This window comes from Pantoea sp. SORGH_AS_0659 (genome assembly GCF_031453915.1).
GTDB lineage: Bacteria > Pseudomonadota > Gammaproteobacteria > Enterobacterales > Enterobacteriaceae > Pantoea > Pantoea leporis.
Map to the genome: position 1 here is coordinate 102,494 of NZ_JAVJAK010000002.1, position 22,078 is coordinate 124,571.

General features: G+C 52.9%; 21 protein-coding genes and 3 pseudogenes. 8 read left to right on the forward strand and 16 right to left on the reverse strand.

The genetic code is table 11. The features are described from left to right. Positions 1–42: 42 nt before the first annotated feature. Positions 43–354, forward strand: a complete 312-nt coding sequence (locus tag Q3H59_RS20855; RefSeq protein ID WP_309836950.1) for a hypothetical protein — start codon at positions 43–45, stop codon at positions 352–354. A gap of 893 nt (positions 355–1,247) precedes the next feature. Here Q3H59_RS20855 and Q3H59_RS20860 read toward each other — a convergent pair. Next, entirely contained in the window at positions 1,248–1,508 is a 261-nt protein-coding gene (locus Q3H59_RS20860) for a hypothetical protein (protein WP_309836952.1), read from the reverse strand. Between the two features lie 274 nt (positions 1,509–1,782). Here Q3H59_RS20860 and Q3H59_RS20865 point away from each other — a divergent pair, with 274 nt between their 5' ends. After that, a complete protein-coding gene (locus Q3H59_RS20865; protein WP_309836954.1) occupies positions 1,783–2,949 on the forward strand; it encodes a diguanylate phosphodiesterase in 1,167 nt (388 codons plus the stop codon). A 39-nt stretch (positions 2,950–2,988) separates the two neighbouring features. Here the strand turns inward: Q3H59_RS20865 and Q3H59_RS20870 are convergent, their stop codons facing one another. From Q3H59_RS20870 to Q3H59_RS20900, 7 genes are all read right to left on the reverse strand, one after another. Next, positions 2,989–3,291 (reverse strand): hypothetical protein, encoded by a 303-nt coding sequence (locus tag Q3H59_RS20870; protein ID WP_309836956.1) that lies wholly within the window; start codon positions 3,289–3,291, stop codon positions 2,989–2,991. 1,060 nt (positions 3,292–4,351) lie between these two features. Continuing rightward, positions 4,352–4,606 (reverse strand): biofilm development regulator YmgB/AriR family protein, encoded by a 255-nt coding sequence (locus tag Q3H59_RS20875; RefSeq protein ID WP_309836958.1) that lies wholly within the window; start codon positions 4,604–4,606, stop codon positions 4,352–4,354. A 510-nt stretch (positions 4,607–5,116) separates the two neighbouring features. Beyond that, positions 5,117–5,359: a regulatory protein YcgZ gene (ycgZ, locus tag Q3H59_RS20880; RefSeq protein ID WP_309836960.1), complete on the reverse strand. Its 243-nt coding sequence runs from the start codon at positions 5,357–5,359 to the stop codon at positions 5,117–5,119. Positions 5,360–5,898: 539 nt separating this feature from the next. Next, entirely contained in the window at positions 5,899–6,021 is a 123-nt protein-coding gene (locus tag Q3H59_RS20885) for a hypothetical protein (protein WP_309836962.1), read from the reverse strand. 82 nt (positions 6,022–6,103) lie between these two features. After that, positions 6,104–7,582, reverse strand: a complete 1,479-nt coding sequence (gene amyA / locus Q3H59_RS20890; protein WP_309836964.1) for an alpha-amylase — start codon at positions 7,580–7,582, stop codon at positions 6,104–6,106. Positions 7,583–8,945: 1,363 nt separating this feature from the next. Then, positions 8,946–9,323 carry a RidA family protein gene (locus Q3H59_RS20895; protein ID WP_309836965.1) on the reverse strand — a complete coding sequence of 126 codons (378 nt, stop codon included), beginning with the start codon at positions 9,321–9,323 and terminating at the stop codon, positions 8,946–8,948. A 207-nt stretch (positions 9,324–9,530) separates the two neighbouring features. Further along, positions 9,531–9,857: a gamma-glutamylcyclotransferase family protein gene (locus tag Q3H59_RS20900; protein ID WP_309836967.1), complete on the reverse strand. Its 327-nt coding sequence runs from the start codon at positions 9,855–9,857 to the stop codon at positions 9,531–9,533. A 330-nt stretch (positions 9,858–10,187) separates the two neighbouring features. Between Q3H59_RS20900 and Q3H59_RS20905 the strand changes: the two genes are divergently transcribed. Further along, positions 10,188–10,937: an alpha/beta hydrolase gene (locus Q3H59_RS20905; RefSeq protein ID WP_309836969.1), complete on the forward strand. Its 750-nt coding sequence runs from the start codon at positions 10,188–10,190 to the stop codon at positions 10,935–10,937. Positions 10,938–11,101: 164 nt separating this feature from the next. Here the strand turns inward: Q3H59_RS20905 and Q3H59_RS20910 are convergent, their stop codons facing one another. Continuing rightward, the gene (locus tag Q3H59_RS20910; protein WP_309836971.1) at positions 11,102–11,542 is read right to left on the reverse strand and encodes a GNAT family N-acetyltransferase; all 441 of its coding nucleotides are present in this window, start codon (positions 11,540–11,542) and stop codon (positions 11,102–11,104) included. Between the two features lie 956 nt (positions 11,543–12,498). Here Q3H59_RS20910 and Q3H59_RS20915 point away from each other — a divergent pair. Continuing rightward, complete coding sequence (locus Q3H59_RS20915; protein ID WP_309836973.1) at positions 12,499–13,272, forward strand: nucleotidyltransferase domain-containing protein; 774 nt, start codon at positions 12,499–12,501, stop codon at positions 13,270–13,272. Between the two features lie 446 nt (positions 13,273–13,718). Here Q3H59_RS20915 and Q3H59_RS20920 read toward each other — a convergent pair whose 3' ends face one another. After that, positions 13,719–13,994, reverse strand: coding sequence for a Txe/YoeB family addiction module toxin (locus tag Q3H59_RS20920; RefSeq protein ID WP_309836974.1), 276 nt, complete (start codon positions 13,992–13,994; stop codon positions 13,719–13,721). Next, the gene (locus tag Q3H59_RS20925; protein WP_309836976.1) at positions 13,975–14,220 is read right to left on the reverse strand and encodes a type II toxin-antitoxin system Phd/YefM family antitoxin; all 246 of its coding nucleotides are present in this window, start codon (positions 14,218–14,220) and stop codon (positions 13,975–13,977) included. Before Q3H59_RS20925 ends, Q3H59_RS20920 begins: the two co-directional genes overlap by 20 nt. A gap of 190 nt (positions 14,221–14,410) precedes the next feature. Between Q3H59_RS20925 and Q3H59_RS20930 the strand changes: the two genes are divergently transcribed. Next, positions 14,411–15,091, forward strand: coding sequence for an SOS response-associated peptidase family protein (locus tag Q3H59_RS20930; protein ID WP_309836978.1), 681 nt, complete (start codon positions 14,411–14,413; stop codon positions 15,089–15,091). Between the two features lie 215 nt (positions 15,092–15,306). Here the strand turns inward: Q3H59_RS20930 and Q3H59_RS20935 are convergent, their stop codons facing one another. Both Q3H59_RS20935 and Q3H59_RS20940 read right to left on the reverse strand, forming a co-directional pair. Continuing rightward, positions 15,307–15,513, reverse strand: coding sequence for a hypothetical protein (locus Q3H59_RS20935; protein WP_309836980.1), 207 nt, complete (start codon positions 15,511–15,513; stop codon positions 15,307–15,309). Positions 15,514–16,202: 689 nt separating this feature from the next. Continuing rightward, positions 16,203–16,466, reverse strand: a pseudogene (locus Q3H59_RS20940) (DUF1281 domain-containing protein); the annotation flags it as partial. Positions 16,467–16,855: 389 nt separating this feature from the next. Between Q3H59_RS20940 and Q3H59_RS20945 the strand changes: the two are divergent. Then, positions 16,856–17,110: an XRE family transcriptional regulator gene (locus Q3H59_RS20945; RefSeq protein ID WP_309836982.1), complete on the forward strand. Its 255-nt coding sequence runs from the start codon at positions 16,856–16,858 to the stop codon at positions 17,108–17,110. A gap of 180 nt (positions 17,111–17,290) precedes the next feature. Here the strand turns inward: Q3H59_RS20945 and Q3H59_RS20950 are convergent, their stop codons facing one another. Next, positions 17,291–18,700, reverse strand: coding sequence for an amidase (locus Q3H59_RS20950; RefSeq protein ID WP_309836984.1), 1,410 nt, complete (start codon positions 18,698–18,700; stop codon positions 17,291–17,293). 127 nt (positions 18,701–18,827) lie between these two features. Between Q3H59_RS20950 and Q3H59_RS20955 the strand changes: the two genes are divergently transcribed. Next, on the forward strand, positions 18,828–19,391 hold the full coding sequence (locus Q3H59_RS20955) for a TetR/AcrR family transcriptional regulator (protein WP_309836986.1): 564 nt from the start codon (positions 18,828–18,830) through the stop codon (positions 19,389–19,391). Positions 19,392–19,422: 31 nt separating this feature from the next. Continuing rightward, positions 19,423–20,007: pseudogene (locus Q3H59_RS20960) on the forward strand (DUF4113 domain-containing protein); the annotation flags it as partial. 258 nt (positions 20,008–20,265) lie between these two features. Here Q3H59_RS20960 and Q3H59_RS20965 read toward each other — a convergent pair. Together Q3H59_RS20965 and Q3H59_RS20970 are read right to left on the reverse strand one after the other, a co-directional pair. Then, positions 20,266–20,447 (reverse strand): annotated as a pseudogene (locus Q3H59_RS20965) (hypothetical protein); the annotation flags it as partial. Positions 20,448–20,510: 63 nt separating this feature from the next. Then, positions 20,511–21,761, reverse strand: a complete 1,251-nt coding sequence (locus tag Q3H59_RS20970) for an ElyC/SanA/YdcF family protein (protein WP_309836988.1) — start codon at positions 21,759–21,761, stop codon at positions 20,511–20,513. Positions 21,762–22,078 lie beyond the last annotated feature (317 nt).

Below are 22,078 nucleotides of genomic sequence, written 5' to 3' on the forward strand. Positions count from 1 at the left end.
CTCAGGAAAACCCGCACACCATTATCTGATGGAGGTCATAGCGTGTTGCACACTGAAGGTATGACAGATCACGCCATTATCGGTGAAGCCGCAGTTAATCTTGCCGTTCGCAAGCAGGATATTACTGTAGATAACCTGACCAGCGAACTCAGCAGCATGCTGCAATCAGAATGTCTTCCGGAACGTGTCCGTATGTTAAGCGCAGCCATCGGGTGGCTGAAAGACATTCGCCCGCTCAGCAAACGGGACGCAGAAATGCCGCGCTGGATGAGCGCGTCCTCCGGAGTTGAGGACCCGGGCAGTGACGGCATTATCCGGCTGCGACCGGATGAGAATGAAAACGATCCAGGATAGTCGCCCTGGCGGAGCGGATCATAAAGCATGCCCCTGACGCCGTGGGGGCATCCGACGGCATGCGCCGGCGCCGGACCGCGCCGCCGGCAGGAATAAACTGGCGGCAGGTTGACAATGGCTACGGGGAATGGGCCCGGCGCATGAGTGGAGCGCACCGCCAGCGGACTAAAAGCTTCAGTCAGGCGACTGGCAACGATGCCGTGACCATGCGTCTCTGACACAAACCCGTCCGGACGGTTGTGCAGCGAAGCCGCGCCGGCACAGCTTCAGTGATGGCCGAAGCGGCAGCCGCAATGCCCGCAGAGAAGACCGCCTGAAACTGCAGTCAGTTGAGCTTGCGCGCGAGCAGCCGTATTGCCTGCCCGCAGGCGTCACGCACCGCAGGCTCGGGGCTGGCCTGCTGCAGCCGCCACAGCCTGGCGATGAGTTCGTGAACGTGGAGTTTCTCTCCCGGACGAAGGAGTTCTTTCACCACCCTGCCCAGTACCTCATTAACCAGCTCTGACCCGGCTTTCTCTTCGTTTATCGGATACGCTCCGCTTATTGGGGATACATACAGTATATCGCGATCAACTCTTCGCTTAAAGCTGTCTCTCTTTTACCGCGGAGCAGTTCACGCCTGAGCCCGGGGCACCGCACATGGACTCCGACTGGCGCTGATAATTCCCCTGTGATGCCGGGCGGCGCAGGCTCGCCTGAAAAAAACGACAGCCGGGCGGAAGCGGCCGGGAGTGTGTGCGGCGTTATACATTTCAGTGAGGAGGCCTGAGCGGTTAAATGGGGTTACGGAGGGTGTCGTCCCTGACAGTTTCTCCGGCCGGTACACGCTTACGCGCGACCGGTGAGGTCATCTTCGTCGTCTTCCGGCCGGAGCCGGACTACGTCCTTTGCCGTCAGTTCTTCTCGTCGTTCAGGTCTGCCAGAGTGCGCAGGTACGGCACCCGCCGGACGGCCTGCTCCGGCTCGTGCAGGCTCTTCAGCCAGCTTCTGGCTTCAGAGATTTCTGCGAGCCGTTTATCGCTGCCGCCGGCCTGCGCCATGTGTCCGAGCTCGGCAATAAGCGATCGCACGCTTATTGCCTTTTCGCCCAGCGCCAGGCTCAGTGCCGCTTCGCCAATAATGACGTGCCCTTTCCCGTCGTGTTGAATAGACAAATTTACTACCTCCGTTTTACGTTGATGAGAGCCTCACGTCACACTGTAGCCGCAGCTTAAGAAAGCGCCCGGAGGATGTTCTGAAAAATCCTTATTCCGTAATAATTATTTCAGCCAGTATCATTACAGGGCCCTGCGCGCGTCAGAATTTATCGTTTCAGGCATTCCTTGTTGTTCATTCGGCATGTCACCATGACCGTTGCCGGTCCGGTTTGAGAAAAGGCGGCTGGCTGCTATGGTGCCCGTGACAATCTGCGGCAATAAGGAGCCTGAAATGCTTACAACAATAATTTACCGGAGCCACCTCGCCGATGAGGTACCCGTCAGCGTTCTGCCGGGCATGGTGGAGAAGGCCAGCCAGCTGAACGCCCGGCATCAGGTCACGGGGATCCTGCTGTTTAACGGCACGCACTTCTTTCAGATTCTGGAGGGACCGGAGGAAGGCGTACTGGACATTTACGGCCGCATCTGCGCCGACCGGCGCCACCATAACGTGGTTGAGCTGATGCGCGACTATTCACCGTCGCGCCGCTTTGGCAACCACGGCATGGAGCTGTTCGACCTGCGCCATCACGACGGCGGCAGCGTGCTGCAGGCGGTGCTTGACCGCGGCACGTCTAAATATCGTCTGACCTATGACGACCGCGGCCTGCAGTTCCTGCGAACCTTCGTGGAAGCACGTGAGAAAGAAAACTACTTTGAGGTCCTGCCCGCCGACTACTGGGACTTCGTGCCGGACGACAACGGGTCACCGGCTCCGGCAGCGGCAGCGGGCGTCACCTTCCGCCCGGTGGTCGATCCGCTCGGCCGTGAGGTCACGGCCCTAGAGGCCCTGCCCGATAACGCGCCGGCGGGGCTCTCCGGCGTGGCGCTGTACGAGCACAATCTCAATGCGGTTACCGGGGCGCTGCACAGGGCCGGCAGGTCGTGCCCTGACGACATCATGCTGTACCTCAGCATTCTGCCTATGACGCTGGTTTATGTGCCGGACGCCGTCAGCCGGCTCATCAGCGCCATTGACAGCGCCGGGATGGTGCCGCAGCAGATAATCCTGGGCGTCAGCGAGACGGAGATTATCTCTCAGCTGGAAGCATTTTCTCAGGCGGTGCGCCAGCTGAAGCAGGCCGGCATCAGCCTGTCCATCGATAACTTTGGTGACGGCTCAGCCGGACTGTCGCTGCTGGCGCACGTGCAGCCTGATCGCGTGCGCATCGGCGCCGGGATCGTTCGCAATATTCACCGCAGCGGCCCCCGTCAGGCGGTGGTACACGCCGTGCTGCGCTGCTGTTCGGCGCTGGAAATTAACGTGATCGCGGCGGGCATTGAGCAGCCGGAGGAGTGGATGTGGCTGGAGGCGGCGGGGGTCACTGATTTCCAGGGCGCGCTGTTCACCGCTGAAGGCGCGGCCGTCGCCTGGCCGGAAACACGGGAAGCCGTCTGAGGCACCTGAACAGAAAAAGGGCCCGCGGGCCCCGGATGACTAACAGGCTGCGGCACGCTGAGGCGGGTGCTGCGCGGCCATTACGGCCGCCGGCGCTTCAGCCTTTTCCTGCCGCAGGGTTCTGCCGCGGTTGGCCTTTTCAAGCCAGGTGCGGAAATGCGTCATCATGGTCGCCGCGTGCTGCGCGTCCGGCGTGCGGTATATCAGCAGCCGGCTTTTGGTCTGGTTTGTGCAGTCGATGGCGTAAATTTCTATGATGGCGTCGCGCTGCTCGCTTTCAATTGCTGTGAAATGCATCTGAGGCCAGCGGTTAACCCTGAGCATAAACTCACTTAAAATCATTTTTTTCGCCTTTTATTGTTTTAAAACCGGTACTTTTTTCACTGGTCCGCCCAGTGTAGAACTGGTTGCGGACTATTCAAGTGACCAGCACGACATTAAGCGTAAAGAATGCGTAAGCCCCCTGTTTCCAGCGCCGTAGGTAAACGCAGCATGCGCAAGCGGGACGCGTCCGGCAATCCGCCGGCGGGCTATCGCTGCAACAGGCAATAACGCGCAGGATGCGCAGCAATGCTCAGCGAAGACAGGCTCAGTCAAATCGCCTGTAGTCCGGAAAATCATGACGCAAAGGCCGTAGTGCAGTCGCCGGGCGAGCGGTACGTGGAGGACGTAAATGCGGCCATGATCTGGCCGGTAAGTTTTGCGGAGCGCGCCACTGTGAAAGCATGATACCTCTCCCCTGGCAGTGCCACCGTGACGCGTATTTACACTGCGGCGGAAAAGTTTATGCCGGACAGCTTCCCCGTTCATGTTCCGATCAGTTGTGCTGCGGGAAGCTCTGCGCCCAAAACCTGTTAACGGATAACCCCATAAATATGACGTTGACGAAAAAAAGGCCGACATCATGACTGGCGAGGTCGTAACCGCGTAGCCGGACGAGGGCGTGGTCATCAGCCGGGAGGCCCTCACGGATCGCCTGCAGTCGGCTGAGCGATGACATCACCGCCGAAGATATCTACGCCGTTACCGGAACGGTCGTGGCGCGCCTCCTTATGACGGACCAGCACCTCACCCTACCCTCAATCACCAGCGCGCTGCACAGCATGGGCGAGACGGCCAGCGCTGCCGCTATGCGCGAAAATTGCGAGCGCGCGGTCAGGCTGCCGGCTCCGCAGATGCACTGACCTTGGGATTTATCCCGTTCTGACGCATTTCCTTCGCGCCATGGCGGTAAGGTGCCACACTGTGAAGAGTGAAGTCATTTTAGCCGGGAGATGCCTGTGAAAGTCTGGATTGCCATTACCCTCACCGCCGCAGTCAGCTGCTCCGTGTGGGCTTCTCAGGGGGGATTTGATTATGTGACTGCGCTGAATGCCGCCCAGGCTGCGCAGCAGAAGTGAGATCAGAAGCCTACATCGTCGGGCGTTTTACCCACCACAATTTCCGGCGCGCAGCGCAGCACGTCAGGCCCGGCCACGTCTGATGTGCTTTCAAGCTCGGCAATCAGGTAAAGAATAATCGCTTTGCGGGTTACCTTTTTGCCATGTACGACAATGTCCCGGATTACGGCAGTCTCCGCGGCAAGCGCGCCGCGGAGACTGCGGAAGTGCTTAATGATGTCTGCTTCGGCGGTAACGTGCGGTTCGCTAAGCTGCATTATGTTATCCGTCAGGCCATGCGGGCAAAAGTGGTCGGCCTGTTGCCTGAATTACAAACGGACGCCCTGTGAGCGCCGCATATTTCTGGCGTCCTGCTGCTTTCAGCTGCGCAGGAAAATTTTGTCCTTCATCTTATTTCTTATTATTGCTGTCCGGGGGCGTAATGGCACCTGACGCGGGCACGGCTGCCTCGCGGTCATCGCGGGACTGAATGAACGCTGAACGCACCTCACGCGGCGACGGTGCCAGAGCGAGGCTTTGCGTCTATCCGGATTTATACCGCTGCCGACCGGGGCGAGGAGGTGTTGCGCAGGGCTGTCTGCACTGATGCTGTCTTCGTTACGCAGCAGTGCGGCCACGGACGTGCCCGGCACAACGTCAGCGAAGCGTTTTAAATCTGCGTTCTTCCTGCCCGCATCTTCCGGAACGTGCCCCTCCGGGCAGGGTGACAGAACGGCCGTTCCGGGCCGCCCTGAGTACGCGCTTCGGGCTCATGAAGACGGGGTAACTCAGCGTTCAAACAGCATGCCGATAAGCGTCTGGTAGTGACGCTCTTCCTCAGGAGTCGAAGATACCTCAAGGCGGCGCAGCAGTCTGGTGCAAATGGCCTTACGGTTGAGGTGACTGCCCGCGCGGAGGATTTCGACGACAATCTGCCCCAGGGTTTCCTGCTGAGTCGGCGCCGGCACCTTGCTGAAGTAGTGTGCAATGTCGCTCGCGGTGTCCGGGAATTTCGTAACGTGCTGACGCATGGGAAGTCCTCAATGGTTAAAAGATAGTCGCGCTGTCTGGTCGTAAAGTTATACGACTAAATAAAACTTGTACAGCAATTGCGATGTTGTACAACTTATCTTTTTGTGCAAAAAATGCTGGTTGTTAATAAACAGTGACTCAGGTTAATGTCAGCGCGCGAACGATGAGTCCGATAGTGAAAAGGTTGTACCGCAGTCAGCATGGTGAGTTTTACCCGTCGACGCAGCAGGTGAACCGGCGCGGGCTGCCCGTTGCACGTTGTATCTGTATCCCCTCTGACTGAGGCACAACATGCAGTCTTCAGTGCCGCCGCGCGCCGCATCCGGTTAAATCGGGTTTTAACCGGGCAGGGCAAAAGAAGGTGCGGCATCCGGCGTAATTGATACGGAAAATTTCACAGGGATCATCTTCTCAACGTCCGCAGCACAAATTTTTCTGGCGCGGGCACCGTGGATGAACTGGTGACTTCGCTTTCTCCCAGTGAAGCGTATTATGTGTGCTGAAGCGGGCGCTGTACTGCGGACGGTTGATAACATTTTCAATGAGGTAGCCGCCAGTTCACCTGCGTATCGCCAGACGTGCCCGGCATAAAATCATTCAGACTATTCAGGTCGGGCAGCGTTTCGTAAACATCAGATACCAGCAGCGTGGCCTCTTTCATTATGATCTGCGCACCCCTCTTCAGAAAACAGTTGCTACAGAGTGCAAAACGCGGGCTGCCAGAGGCGCCGCCCGCACAGATATCAATCAATGACCCAGACGCTGACGCTGCCGCCGTTGCAAGTGAATACCGCTTCACCCTGTTCGTTGGTGGTGATCGTCTCGTCGCGATTTTCAAGAAAATCGCGCCAGTTTTTGCCAGCGTAATTCTCTCCCAGCGTCAGCGTTTTCTCTCCGTATTCGCCGTTAGACATGACCACGACGCAGCCTGGCTCATCCTGCGTGCCGCTGCGGCTGAACGCGATGCAACTGGAATGATCAAACCACAGCGTCTGCACCCCATGTGCAAAACGCTGGCGCGCAACCATGAGTCGATCTAGCTTATCAATTACCGGCATCTCAACCTTATGCGTTTCACCATCGCTGCCGATGTCCTCATAGCTTGCACCATAGAGATCCGGATAGAACACGCACGGCACACCGTTTTCGCGCAGTAAAATCAGCGCGTAGGCGAGCGGCTTAAACCAGGCTTCAACCGGTGCTTCAAGCGCCTGCAGCGGCTGAGTATCGTGGTTAGCAACGATAGTGACGGCGTGAAACGGATCGGATTCTACCAGCGTGCCGGAGAAAATCTGGCTCATGTCATAGCTGCTGCCCTGTTTAGAGGCTTCGTGAAACTTCATATGCAGGGGTGCATCGAACAGCAGCGTTTTGCCCTCAACCTGACTGATATACTGCTGCAGCTTATCCAGCTCAAACGACCAGTACTCCGCCACGATAAACAGCGGTTTTTCAGAGACCTCCTGAACATGGTCAATCCACTCTCTGTAGAACCAGGCCGGAATGTGTTTAACCGCATCCAGGCGGAATCCGTCGCACTGGGTGGTTTCCATCATCCAGCGTGCCCAGTACTTGATCTCTTCCGTCGCCGAGCGATTGCGGAAATCTATATTGGACCCCATCAGATAATCAAAATTACCCAGTTCGTTATCAACCTGGTCGTTCCAGCCCTCGCCGGTATAATCGTTCACGATCTTGAACACGCCGTCTTCATCGGGATTTTCGATGTGATCAACGCCGCTAAAGCACTTATAGTCCCAGATAAACTCTGAATACTGTCCTGCGCGAGCCGGGAAGGTGTAGCGCGTCCAGGCATCACACTCAACCACCTCTTCGTGGATTAGTGAGCGATCCTGCTCGTCAACCCGGTTTACAAGAATGCGTTCTTTCTCATCCGCGCCCATTTTATGATTAACGACCACATCCATCAGTACCGCAATCTGATGATGATGTAACGCTTCAATAGCCGTATGCAGTTGCGCTTTGTCGCCATATTTTGTGGCAAGGCTGCCTTTCTGATCAAACTCCCCCAGGTCAAACAGATCGTAAGTGTCATAGCCCACTGAACTGCCACCTGAAGCGCCTTTATAGGCCGGTGGCAGCCAGATCATATTGATACCTGATTCGCTCATATGCGCTGCCCGCTCGGCCAGCTCAGGCCAGAGCTGGCCGCCTACGGGGTAATACCAGTGAAATGCCTGTAACAGGGTTGGGTTTTTCATCGGCGGGCTCCGTTTATAGTCAAAAGAATTATGGAGCGGGAATGGAAAAGCGCGCGGATATTAAGCAGCTACCGCACTTTTTGCTGCTGCGATAGCAGAACCGGCAGGGATGTGTATTACTCTTAAAAAAATGCCATCCGCTTTGCAGCCGCTTTTTTTATATGTTGACCCTCCCTGAGTCCTGCAATTTGCTGATGTGGAACGCACATCATCCGATATTTCCCCTCCTGTTCACCATTATTATTGCGGATGACCTCTTCCTTTCGAAGGGGGAGACAAAACAAAGCCCGCGCAAGCGGACTGATAAGTGCGAACACGTTGATCAATATACCGCTTTAGCACCTCAGGGGGCGCACCGCCCACGCTACCAGCAAAATATGACGACGACAGAAGCGTGTCTGATATACACGCGGGTTAAGGTAGTTCGAATAAATATAATTTCATCTTGCGGCTGTTAACCCCTTTCAGGCTACTAACTTTTTTATGGGACGCCACTTTCTGCAGGAGTTTTATCAGCATGTAAATGCGATCTTATTCACCGTTAGTTTTCGCTTATCCGACCTCAAACTGCGCGCAGACTCCGCGCACAGTCTCTTCCATTTTTGCCAGGTGATATCCTTAAAAAAAACGGCCCGCGATATTTCCTTATAAAAATAAAATGGGCGTGAAGCAAAAAAGCGCAATGCGGCCTGTTCAAAATCCGGATTCTAAATTTGACCGCAACGCGGGAGTAGCTTCGGATTCACGTGCTTTAGGGCAATTTTTGCCGTGACAGAATGCCATTACTCTGGATGAAATAGGAAAACAAACCCTTTCCACGATTTTATCCAGCTTTCACGTCAGAATGGCTGCTAATGGCATGAAGTGGACGCAGAAATAAGGTCTGCTATGCGTGATAAGCGTACGTCAAATGATGGCCACAGGGAGGTTCTACCGCATTAAACGTAACAACCCTGCCCCTGACTTACTCCTCCGGAGGTAAATGGTGGATGACCACTACCTCGGGATCCATCTCGATGTGCGGGTAGTGTTCACGCATCCCTTCCAGAAGTTCAGCATGCGGCCATTCATTACAGGGGGCTCAGCTCGACTTTGATGTCTCAGGGGAGTTTCTGACACTTTATTCCCTGCTCATACCCTAAAAAATGCCCCTGATGATTCCAGCGAGCCTGAATGGCTTTGCAGTAAGATCTGTTTTCCACCGGTTAGTGCATGCTGATGGAGAAAACCTCCGGTTAAGGCACGAAGCGGACACGGAAGTAAGGTCCGCTATGAGCGAGGAGCGGACGCTATGTCTTAGAGAGGGTTTAATAAAACGGCGTAAGAACCGAACAGTTATCGCTATCCGGTTATGAGCAATAAATTAAAGGCCGAATATAGCCTCAATTTCAATCGAGAGGTCAGGTGAAAAAAGGCGGCTAACTTCTACAAGCGAACTGGCTGGCAAGTGATCACCGTAATTTCGGTACAATACTTTGCGTAGCTCGTCTATCTCTTTAAAAGAGGTAATGAATATCGTCACTTTGATCAGGGCTGAAAAATCTGAGCCTTCTGTGCTGATTATTTTCCTGATTTGGCAAAATATTTCTTCAGCCTGCTCAGCAATGCCTTTATGTTGAGCAACCGTGCCAAAAGCAGTCAATCCGGAAATGTAGAGCGTACCGCCATGTTTTACAGAATGAACATAAGGAGCCATTACTTCACCTAACTCGGGATAATTCTTCCGTAACACATTGTTCATATAAGATCCATTTTGGTAATGAGCAAACAATGACCTTATCATCCTCCTTTGAATGTTCAATCTTGCTTTTTGATAATGAAACGCACAACCTCTGCTTCTGTCACAAAACGGACTGACATAAGGCTTATGTCTGCCATGAGCGAAAAGCGGACCTTAATCATATGTATTTTGGAGTAGTAAGCCCGCTAATTAGCGGGCTCAAGGCCATTATTTTTTTAACATGTATATGCAGGAACTGACGGTATCCCCATCATCCGTAGTAACTGTGACGGGCACGCGCTCGTATTGACTACCTTCAAATTCGTCAAGTACATCCCAGTGACGCTGCAAATTCTCTGACGTAAAAAGAAATCCTTGCACGCGATTGCCTGAGTTATCCAAAATAATACCGGGATAGCCCATTTCGGCTCCCCATCCCTCATTGATAAGAGAGCCTGCGACATGCCCTTCGCACCATGCACCACCTATCTTTTCGAGAATATGAGCGTTAGGCCGACCTGGCCCCAATGTTCCGTAAACAAACAGACTTTCCATGCATCCTCCTGTTAAAAGCAATAATCAGAATATCTCACTATCAACTTTTTCTTCCAGAGTAGATGCGTAGCAAATCCATCAACGTCCGCTTCTGGCACAAAGCGGACGTTGAGCAGACCAATGTCCGCTATGAGCGAGAAGCGGACATCCGAAGCTGTCATTACTCTGAGAGAATTTGCTTGAATAGTCGTGTATTCATTAAAAGGGATCAGATCTAAACACGACCATCGATGGTCATTAAATAACAGAAACCTATACATCTGAGCCTTGTCTGCGGGCTTCAATGCAAAGATACTGACGTCTTTAAACTCAGCCAGTATTGATGACTCCATGGAATCTTTCTTTTCATCCACTGCAAATTGTCTCGTCCGCTGGCAGGATCTGCCCGGCAGCGGAACACCCCTGATATTTGTGCACGGACTAGGGTGTGCTTCCTCGTACGAATATCCACTTATAGCCACAGACACTCGTTTAAATAAAAGACGTGCGATTCTTATAGATTTGCCAGGGTGTGGCTACAGTGAAAAGCCTCGTGATTACAGCTATTCAATCACTGACCAGGCCAGTGTGGTAGCAGAGTTAGTACGGTATTTAGGGCTGAATAAATGTTTTATTTACGGGCACAGTATGGGGGGGAGTATCAGTATTGAAGCGGCAGGCTTAATCACAAATCGCATGGAGGGACTTGTGGTATCTGAACCTAATTTTAGGCCCGGGGGCGGTTTTTTCAGTCGGCAGATATGCAGTCACAGTGAAGAAGAGTTCATAAACAAACACTGGAAACGAATGATTGAAAACGAATCAGGCCCCTGGGCGGGAAGCCTCGCTGTTGATGCCCCTTGGGCGGTCTGGCGAGGTGCTTCAAGTCTGATAGCAGGCGGTGACTGGCTTGAGCGATTTATTAAATTGCCAGTGCGTAAACAGCTGATCTTCGGTGAATGGTCATTACCTGACGACGATGTCGATTATTTAGTCAAGTCAGGGGTTTCAACGGTAATCCTTGATGATTGTGGGCATTGCATGTCATGGGAACAACCGGGTTATCTTTCTCTTGCACTGTCAAATTTTGTCGGTGAGTAGCCGTAAAATTCAGCACTCAATTGAGTTTCGCGGCTTGGTGCCCAACACCATACTCAGAGCCGGGCGATAACGGAGGGCTGTTCATGGCACGGATCGGAAATGCGCGCTCGGTAAGGTCAGCTGTGAGGGAGTTGTGGGCATCAGCCCTATAAACTGCTGGAAACTCATAATTTGATGCTATAACGGACAAAGTCTTCCAGTACTGCCAGCCTATCGTAAAGCGCACGGGCTGGGTTGGATTCACGTGTAACCCAGTAAACCTTTGCCCAGGATTTTTTCTCAGCTTCTTTGCGGATTGCTTCTATAAGTGATTTCCCCGCCCCAAAACCTCTATTTTTTTCATCCACATAGAGATCTTCTAAGTAACATAGCGGCTGCGTGACCCAGGCACCCTCGTGTAAAACGATAATGGCAAAACCGACAATTTTTCCATTCATCTCAGCAACCCTGCACATCAGTGGAGATTCTGCTGACAGGGCCCGGTTCCAGGTTGACTGAGTGATAGTGATATCAAGCTCACATCCGGCATACGCGAGGTATTGTTTCCAGAGTAACATCCAGCCTTCATAATCTTCGGCATTAACTTCACGGACTTCAATGGCCATTCTGTATTCCTGATTCCGGTGAGTATACCTGATACTAATTAATAGCTTCGGGTAATCAACTTTTGTCGCGTATTTTCATATGAAAATTTCACTCTCCTTTTTTTATACACCACCCGCACCTCTACTTCCGCTGTTGGCACAAAGCGGACAAATAACTGCTTGATGTGACTCTAGCGGGCGTGCGCAGCCTGCCCCTGAATGCCGCGTGAACGGCATTCAGGGGCAAATGTAATTTATGAATCAAAAGCAAATCGGCGCCGTACGCCCGGCGTAGCCGGTTTCTGACCGATATTTACTACGAATCCATCCCCTGCCCTGATTAGCCGAAACCAGCTTTCAGCAAGGATTAAGTTCATGTAACCCCTTTTAACGGCTTTATGGCGCTTGCGACGTGAAGGACGTAATTTCCGGGGTCTTAGCGACGGCAGCTTGCTGCTGACGCTTAGGGGGCCTCACAACTTAAAGTGACGGCCGCGTTATCCTTGACGTGGGCTGGACCAAAACCATCCTGCAGTCCGGCGGAATCGTCAAGGCGCTGAGCGCGCGCGCTTCAGAGCGGCTGGTAGAGTGGATCCGCGCGGCGGGCCTGACTGACGAGCCTGATGCCGTCCTGTTCTGCTCCGTTTACCGGTTAAATAAGGTGAACGGGGTCCCAACTGTGCCCATGAGTGCGCCAAGCCTGGAAGACATCTGGCTCCGGGCAAGTCGGCATGCTGCCCAGACTTCCCGCCCTGAAACCTATAAGGGCGTTACGCCAGCTGGAGCGCCCACAGCGCGCGCGTCGGCGCCGCGCAGGATATAAGCCAGAAAAGGTGTATTCATCACGCAGATCATGTTTGCGGTGTCTGACTGGTGAGTATCTAAACGGAAGAGTACCCCTGCTGCTGTAACATAGGTGTTTTGTGCGGCTGCCTGAATTAACCTGATGAAATCATGCATGATGCGAAGGAAAACATATGGTCATCGATAAAAACGGATTTATCCCGCTGCCTGCCTTTACCGGCTTTCAGCCAGCTTTTTCACCGCTGATAGCTGACGTAGTGCAGAAACTGGGTTCCACAATGTCAGACCTGATCCACAGCGTTTATGTATATGGCAGTCTGGCTGAAGGCAAAGCAAAGGAGTCGGTGTCTGATCTCGACCTCACGGTGATATACAGCCGTGAGCCGGATGACCAAGCGACCAATGAAATTACGGCAATCGTGTCCAGCCTTGAGCAGCATTACCCGATCATCAGTAAGATTGATATCGACCCTGGCGTTCTGGATACCGTTATGCTGCCTGCTAATGGAGAGCGATGGGGCTATTGGCTGAAGCATCACTGTATCTGCATTTATGGCGAAGATCTGCGAGAGCATTTTAAACCTTTTAGACCCTCAAGGAGTATCGCTATTGCCGTTAACGGTGATTTTCATACTGTGCTGAACGCCTATATCTCACGTATGAAGCCCTCCCTTGCGCCTTCACAGCGGCATGCCCTCCAGCGGGCGGCCGCTCGCAAAGCTATCCGGTCGACAAACATCCTGAGAGATGAAAACGATACGGACTGGCCGTCAACGCTGGAGGAGCATCGTGAAAAATTTAATGATCGGTATCCGGCCCTCGCGGAAGAAATGGATTACCTGCTCAGCATCAGCTACCGCCCGCGCGGTGACATTATGACTTTTGCCGGCAGAGTCTCAACATTTTCCTACTGGCTGAATGCCGAGTTCAGCACGCGTAGCCGATAATCGCGATTAAGCCGGCAGAGGCTTCAGCAGAGACCATCCCTACAGCCGCGGAAGACATTCCGGATGAGGAGTGCCAGCATATGATTCAGAAAACCACAGCGCCATAGCACGATGGAAATTTTAAGGCGTTCTGACGCGCCCGAACCTCGCGTGAGGCTAGAGGATTGGACATATCGTCAGAGTTTCGCGGCAGTAGTTGTATCTGCACACTCACCCGAAGTGCAGCCGTTTGGCTTAAGAGGACTTGCTCGGCTTTAAGCGTGTTGATATCCCGGGCGTTGTGGTCGATGACTGCACAATCGTTTATTCCGCCCTGCTTGTCTCGTTACGATGGATGAGTGACCCGCCCGAAAACCCCATATTCCAGGCTGAACGGTCATTCGACCTTATCCCTGCTTACCCACCGGACATGAAAAAGCCCGCATAGGCGGGCTGACTGATTATCACTATTTATCGCCGTAGTGATAGCGGGCTGCATAGATAATGATTTCACCGTTCTGGATTGAGTAGACCAGCCGGTGGCTCTGATCGATACGGCGCGAATAGAGCGCCGGATCTTTGTGATGCCGCAACCGTTCAGGTTTTCCAATGCCGGTCAGCGGATCGGCCTCTATGCTGTGAAGCAACTGCCGGACGCGTTCAAACTTCTTTTTGTCTGTATCACGCCAGTAATTAAGATCGTTAGCGCCATTTTTCGTGAACTTAATATTCCACTTCGACAAACTCGCCGCGCTCCGCCTGTTTCATTGACTCATTAATATGCGCTGCGTTCGCAGGGTTGCTGAACAGATACACCGTTTCTATCAGTGCCTCATACTCTTCCGCATCGATTATAACCACGTCAGGTGCGTCGCGACGCATAATGCGGACAGGCTCGGCGTCGTCGGTGACCCGCTTCATCGTATCTGCGAAATGCTTGCGGGCATCGGTAAAATTGATTGAATGCATGTTGTTAACTCCCATCAGTTGATGACCATTATGAAACATGTACTCAAATAAGTACAATTTAAATTATCCCGATTTCATTTCAGGGTGACGCCCCTGTTGTAGAAAGGTCAGAAAAGGAAGCGAGAAAGACTGATCTACGAAATCCTTATGACGTCAGTATACCCCGCTATCCTTACAGCAGGAGGTATCTATGTGCGGACGATTTACGCAGTACAGCAGCCGTGATGAGTATTTTGACTCCCTCGGTCTGAAACCGGACGAAATCACGTTCGACCCGGAGCCTGTTGGCCGTTTCAACGTGGCGCCCGGCACAAAGGTGCTCCTCCTCAGCGAGCGTGAGGATGCGCTGCACCTCGACCCCGTGTTCTGGGGTTACGGCCCTGAGTGGTGGGATAAGCAGCCGCTCATTAACGCACGCGGAGAAACGGCGGCGAGCGGTCGCATGTTCAAGCCGTTGTGGAATCACGGGCGGGCCATCGTGCCGGCCGACGGCTGGTTTGAATGGCAGAACCAGGGCGGCAAAAAGCAGCCGTTCTACATCTACCACAGGAAAAAGCAGCCTCTGTTTTTTGCCGCGATTGGTAAGCAACCATACGGGCAGGACCTCGGCAAAGAGGGGTTTGTAATTGTTACCTCATCAAGCAACCAGGGCATGGTTGACATCCACGACCGCCGGCCATTAGTGATCACTGCTGACGCCGTCCGCGAATGGCTGAGTGCTGGTACACCACCTGAGCGGGCAGAAGAAATTGCTCATGATGCAGCTATTCCGGAGAAAGAATTTACCTGGCATCCGGTAAGTAAGGCCGTGGGGAACATACACAATCAGGGAAAAGAACTGATTGAGCAACTTCGTGAGGCAACCGACTGAAAAAGGTCGCATGCAAAACCAGACATAAAAAAATATCCCCGCCAGAGCGGGGACATAAACAGGACAGTATGGAAAGTCTCTCGCACCGTGTGCGTGCTGTGTGTAGCCTTCGTGGAAAATACGAAGCGCATACCAGATTAGTCTGCCGTCAGATTACCGGCAAATAGATAACGAAAAATTTTTGGGTATAACAATGGGGTCGGCGCTTAATCCCCTTAATGCCGCGCAGGGGGCGGCCCTTCAAGAGTTATAAGTAAGCGCTGCTCACCGGCATCAACTTTCAGGATATTACTTTCATGCGCATTCAGGTTTTCCACAATAACAACACTTAGCGCTGCCATGAGTTCTGCGGGAGTGGCGTTAACATTTGCTGCAAGCAGCACAATCTCATCAACTAATTGCGTGACAGTCCCATCTCTCATCAGCCCGGGTTTCCTTATTTAAGTGAGTGTTGTTAGCTTACGTTGTTTTTTTGGCGGTACACCACTCCCTGAAGCAAACAAGACTGGCGAGCAGTGCGCAGCCTGCCCTCTGAATGCCGCGTAAGCGGCATGGAGGCGCCATAAATAGCAAAGTACTGTTTCTGATGCTGGCTGGCGCCGTCAGCCCGGCGTAGCCGGTTACAGGCTCAATGGTGGCGAAAGCCCAACCCCTCCCTGCCAGACGCCGTTTAAGCAGCGGCCGTTCAGGCGCGAATCAGCCTGATGGTCGCAGACGAAAGATACGTATCGCGGGGCTAAGCCTTACCGCTACCCAAATCTAAAGTTACAACATCCATCTATAAAGCGACTCTGTTCCGGCCCTCTGGGCCGGGGCGGCGGCGCTTTTCAGGGTGGGTTTCTCTCGGTACTGAGATAAGCACGATTTTCATGGTTTCTGATTTACTGCGGATGAATGTTGTAACTAGTGTTTGTTGCCCGCAATTTTGCGGGAGCTACCCTTGACGCGAAGCGGCGGTACCGAACCGGCGCGAACGTGAGTTCGCTGCAAGGGCGGGCATTAAATTGTCCACAGGGCGCAGCCGTATAGGTTTTAGTTTTAAAGGTAAGTAATAACGGAGCTTTAAAAGAAGGTAGTTCTGGTTTTTAAAAGGATCATCGCGGTTTGTAAAAAGTCCGGATACCCACTGCGTAAAAGCGCGATTCTGCGGAGTAACGCTTCCCGTCCCCTTCACCAGAGCGGGATACGGGGCATAGTCCGTCGCTTCCACCGGGCGCAGCAGCCCGGCACAGCCCGCCAGAAAGAGCTGGATCCCTTCTGCAGCCGCACGCGCGTAGTGTGGAACTCTCTCCCCGCCTTCGATCAGCAACCGCGCATTTTTTACGTGATTTTCCGGGCCTGAAACCCGCAGCCTGTTGGCACACCAGTTTGGCATGTTGACTCCTCCGTTAAGGTTGCACGGCACCATCTGCACCGTGCCGCCACGGAAGCCGGGCGCAAAGCGGAGCAGGCAACGGGCGAGGGAGGAAGCCGCATGCGCCGCCGGAGCGGACTGAATATCCCGCGTACGGTGGGGAACGGGTGACGACAGACCCCTTGCCGGCGCAGCGGCCCGGCTAAGGTGAAGGCACGGTGCAGGCCCGATGGCACAGAGGGAGCTTGCATAGCGTTTTTAGGATCGGGCGCCGGCCTTTGCAGAGCTCTGGCGTCGCGAGAATGGGAGAAGAGAGTGAATTCCGGATGATTAAATAAATCATTAAAAAGTGCAGTTTCTGCACTTTTTTTGAGATAATGAAGTGAAGCTGTCAGACAAGGAGAAGGAATATGACGGGTTGGCAACTGAGGCTGTGGCGACGGGGCCTGCTCTGGAGCCGGGACAGGGCTGCCGCAGAACTTGGGGTAAGCCTTCGTACCTACAAAGACTACGAGAACGCAGAGCGCGTAAAGCGATCCGTGGCGATGGCCACTGTCACGCTGTCGCTTATCAACGTTATGCCGGCGCTGAAGTCCGATCAGCTTAGTAAGGACCTTCTGATGCAGATGCTTCAGAAAATGACGGCCGACGTCTCAGAAAAATAAAAGTGGGCGCTATTCAGGCAGATGAGTGGCTAAGCAATGCGGATTCGATTAAGGGTGTAAAGCTGACTTACGTGAGGCGAATGTCCGCTATGAGCTAAGAGCGGACATGCTGGTTAATCTCGCTGTGCACTCTGACCAACTAGTTGAAAGCCCCACAGTGGCCGTGGGGCCTGGTCATATTCAGAGGGATGGATGAGAACCTTTAACGGGGCTCACAGCTTCAAGCAGAGAAGCAATATGGAGGATAACGTGCTCATCATGCCATTTACCTACAATCTGCACGTTGATGGGCAACCCCTCGTGACTCTTACCAAATGGCAGCGCGATCCCCGGCAGGCCCGTTACGTTCAGCGGAACCGTGGCACCCTGCAGATAGGTTGCATCAACGCTCTGACCGTCGATAACAAACCTGTCCACACCGTGTTTATGCGCCGGAATGGGGAGTACGTGCGTAATAAGCGCGTCATAACGTGAAAAGTATTCCGCAAATCCATCACGCAACCTCTCGGCGGCCTGCTCCGCATCTATGAAGTCCGACATAGACGTATCAGGCAGTGACAGCATGGTTTTTGCCATTTTGTAGATTTCGTCGGGGCGGCGACCGGCCGTTGCCGCTGCAAAGGCTGGCTTCATCTCCATAACGTGCAGACGGTTGAAAACGTCCAGTGCAAAATCCTGCTCCAGAGCGGGGATTCCGACGTGCTCCACCGCAACACCTGGTTCTTTCAGCGCGTCCGCTGCCGCCTTAACCACGGCTGCGACTTCCGGGTCAACCGGTCCGAAACCCGGGCCTGTCATCCAGCCAATTCGCAAAGGACGTGACGGCACCGGCGGCAGGCCGCCGGAATGCAGTGGTGCGGCGCTGGAGAACGCGTCATGGCCATCAGGTCCGGAAAGCTGAGAGAATGCCAGGGCAATGTCGCGCACTGAGCGGGCCATTGGACCGACATGCCAGAAGCGACGCGGTGCCCGCGGCCAGATGCCTGTCATGGGCACACTACCGTGGGTCGCTTTCATTGAGGTGATGCCTGTCTGCGCGGCGGGTCCACGCACTGAAATGGCCAGGTCAGTTCCCAGCCCCAGCGGGGACATGCCAGCAGCTATTGCAGCTGATTCGCCGCCACTGGAACCGCCGGGCGTGCGGGTAAGGTCCCAGGGATTATTTGAGCGACCAGACAGCAGATTATCGCTTTCAATCCAGTATGAAAATTCCGGCAGGTTGGTTTTTGCCAGCATGATCCCGCCCGCTTTTTTAAGTCGCGCCACGCTGGTCGCATCTGCATCCGGCAGACGGCCTTTGAAAATGGGTGAACCACGCTGAGTCATCACGCCGGCAGTATCGATGGAATCCTTTACGGTGAAGGGAACGCCGTGAAGTGGGCCAAGTTTTTCACCCTTCATTACGGCAGCCTCCGCCGCTTCGGCCTGTTTCAGAGCGTCCTCTGCGATTGTGACTACCGCGTTGACGTCCGGGTTAGTGGCTGTGATGCGATCGAGATGCGCCTGCATTACTTCAACCGGTGAAACGTCGCGGTTACGTATCATGCTGGCCAGTTCGGTAGCGTCTGAATAATAAATTTCTTTGCTCATGATAAACCCTCAATGCGATAAACTAACTAACAGTTGGTAGGTAAAATCTAGACCCGTTAAATCAGGCTGTCAATACCTACCTAACAAATGTTAGAATTACTATCTGAGCTACCGGAGCAGAGAAATTATGAGCAAAACATCCCGTGACGAAATTCTTAACGCCGCCCGGCTGGCGGCGCAGGCGCACGGCTACACCGGCCTGAATATCCGCGCGCTGGCCGATGAGGTGGGCATTAAGGCAGCCAGCATCTACTATCATTTTCCCAGCAAGGCCGAGCTGGGTGAAGCCGTAGCCCAACGTTACTGGGAGGACACCGCACGTGACCTGGAAATGCTGAGGGAAAGTGAAGGTGATGCGCTGAAGAGTCTACGCCGCTACCCGCAGATATTTCGCCGCTCCCTCGAAAGCGGAAACCGGCTCTGTATGGGGAGCTTTATGTCGGCTGAATATGATGATCTGCCAGAACCGGTCAGGGACGAAGTGCAAAAGTTTGCTGACATCAACATCGACTGGCTGGCAGAGCGGCTACTCGAGGCCGGTATTGCAGCGCCTGGAGAGAACCGGGTCCGTGCCGGCTCCATTTTTTCTGCCGTTGCCGGCGCACAGCTGATGGCCAGAAGCCGTAACAACATTCAGCTGTTTGATAAGCTCATTGAGGGCTACAGGCTTGCGGGTCTGCTACCGCACTAAAAATCAGGCGGCCGGTATGGGCGGCTGCCCGCACGGTGAGTCCTGCATTGAAATGGAAGACGCACCACCGCCAAAGCAGCAGATCGTGGTCAGTCGCAGTTTCGGCGAGCGCATTACGACCTATGACGCTATGCGTCAGGCTATCTGCACCTATGCCGAACGCGTAGGCGAGAAGCTGCGTGAGGACCGGCAGTTCTGTCACCACGTGTCAGTATTCATCAGGACCTCTCCTTATGACATCGGCCAGCCCAGCTACGGCAACACGGCATTCGTTAAGCTCCATGTCGGCACGCAGGACACCCGCAATATCATAGAGGCGGCGGTTAAATCGCTCGATACCATCTGGCAACCAGAATACCGGTATGCAAAGGCTGGCATTATGCTGAGCGAGTTGCGTCCTAACGGGGTGGCACAGCTGAATCTGTTTGATGAACAAGCTCCGCGTGCAGGCAGTGAGGCGCTGATGAGCCTGATGGATAAAATGAATCGCTCAGGGCGTTACAACATCGGGTTTGCCGGAAAAGGCATTAATCCTGACTGGAAGATGAAGCGGGAAATGCTGAGTAAGGCCTGGACAACAAACTGGAAAGACATACCTGTAGCGAAAATCTGCTAGTCTCTCATTAACGGAAGAAAACTACCTGACCGCGACTTGTGCGTATCCATACGGAGGTTTTGATATTGAGGTTGTGCAGCCGTGCGCAAGCTAGTTTAGATAGCCCGCTTTGCTGACAGTCCCGGAGGAGGTGTCGCCTGAGCGACGCGGATTAACGGTTTTAAGTGTTCATCAGGTTCCTGCTCTGCATATAAAGGAAGACAGAGCAGCCTGCCGTGAGAAACGGGATTCAACAATGCGCGATCACCGGATACTTACCTTGAAGTAAGCTATCTGGAGGATGCAATAAATTTGAAAATGAATTCCCTGACGATCATAGGCCAGCGCCAGTTTGGAACTTTATCCAACGCCAGAAACTTCAGCCTATGTACATCAGAGAAATCAGGGAGGCCATACAGTGCTTCTTTTTCTATAGTGAGAAGCATATTTTTATTGGCCATCCCTGCTCCTTATGCTTATTGAACGTAGCTCCCTGTTAAGCTCCTTTGAACGTTGAACCACATTTAGAGATTGCTACGCTTAAAAGTTAACTCCAATCGATTGAAAATATTACGGAAGAAGCTATCCACCTTTTTGATGTTACTAATATCGCTTTCCGTCAGGGTGTCATTCTTCAGACGAGCCATCATATCCATAGTAATTTCTTTCATAGCTGCGATATTATCGCCATGGCGAGCAACAATACCGGCATCTTTTTCCAACTGCAGGGCGGTCATCTGAATGCTTTCCACGGCATTATGAAAGAAACTATCCGGAAAAAGGGTTTTATCCCCGGGCAGAAATGCCGTCGTAGCCATGTAATTCAGGGTTGTGCTGAATTCGCGAAGCACGGCTAAGTCATCGGCAGTGGTGGTGTACTGCGCTGAATCGGCAAACGGAAACGATTCAATATCAAACTGCTTATCGCTCTCACGAATCGGCGCGGGGGGAGTGCCAGTTTCATCACCATCTCCTTTAGCATAGGCAGGAATGTTCAGCTGCTGCGCATAGGTATAGGTCTGGCGGAATACTGCCGCAGGCGTTCCGGCTATAATAATTTTATTGCACGGTTTATTCTCCCGGATCATGTTATCAAGAATATACGCCACGTTAATGGAATTCTGCCCACTATTGGTTGAAAAGTGATCAGTGTAGATTTTATCCGCCGTAACACCATGACTTATCAAAATCTCTTTAAATCGGCCCGCTTCGGTTTGGTTTACTGCTATAGGATGCCGGTCGGTAGTGCCATGACCACCAAATCCGCTGGTAATAAATTGCAGGTGCTGAGTCGAGCCAGCTAATTTTGCGATATGAGTGACATACGTTTCATCATTATTGCCGTTCAGTACCAGGAAGTTCCCCGGTTTGTCGTTTTCTCTCAACCATTGCTGCTCGGTTAAATTGGCTGCGGCCTTCAGAGTAATAACGTTCCCGTTATCACCGGCCTTAATATGTAACGCCACCGGCTGTGTCAGAACATCCAGTTTCCCCTTGGCAGAGATTTTAAACGCTGACTCCATCGGCTGTAATTCGTTAATAAGCGGTGTGACGGCTTTAGGATGAGCCTGGAGATCGTAGCCTTCCGCGACAAGTTTTTTCATTACCTTTGCAGTCTGATTATCAGCGAGATGCTTACCGGCATTAACGGATTGGTGCAATGTTTTTCCAGTGTTGAGAAAACGGGTTCCTGGATGCTGGGCCATCGCCAGCTCTTTTGCATTTTTCTCTCTACCATTTTCATTACATTGCGCTTTTTTATCTTTAATCCGCATTATTTTTCGTTCTACTGGAGAATCACTTTTTCTAATTCCTGGCGATGCGGGAGAATTACTGACGCATTTCATTTTTCGGATAAATTTGTTTCCGGCCGCGGCCGGGTTTTGAGAAGTTATGGGCGACTCTGTCCGTGAGCAAATTGCAGAATTACTGAGGAGGGCGTGCGTTACGTGGCCTGTCATGATGAACCTTTATATCCAGTTAAACAACGTCAGTAATATAAATTACTGACGTTGAGAGTGTTGCAATAAAACGACTTTTTCAGGCACAGGTTGCATGATCAGTATCTCAGGAAAACATATTTCAGATTAAA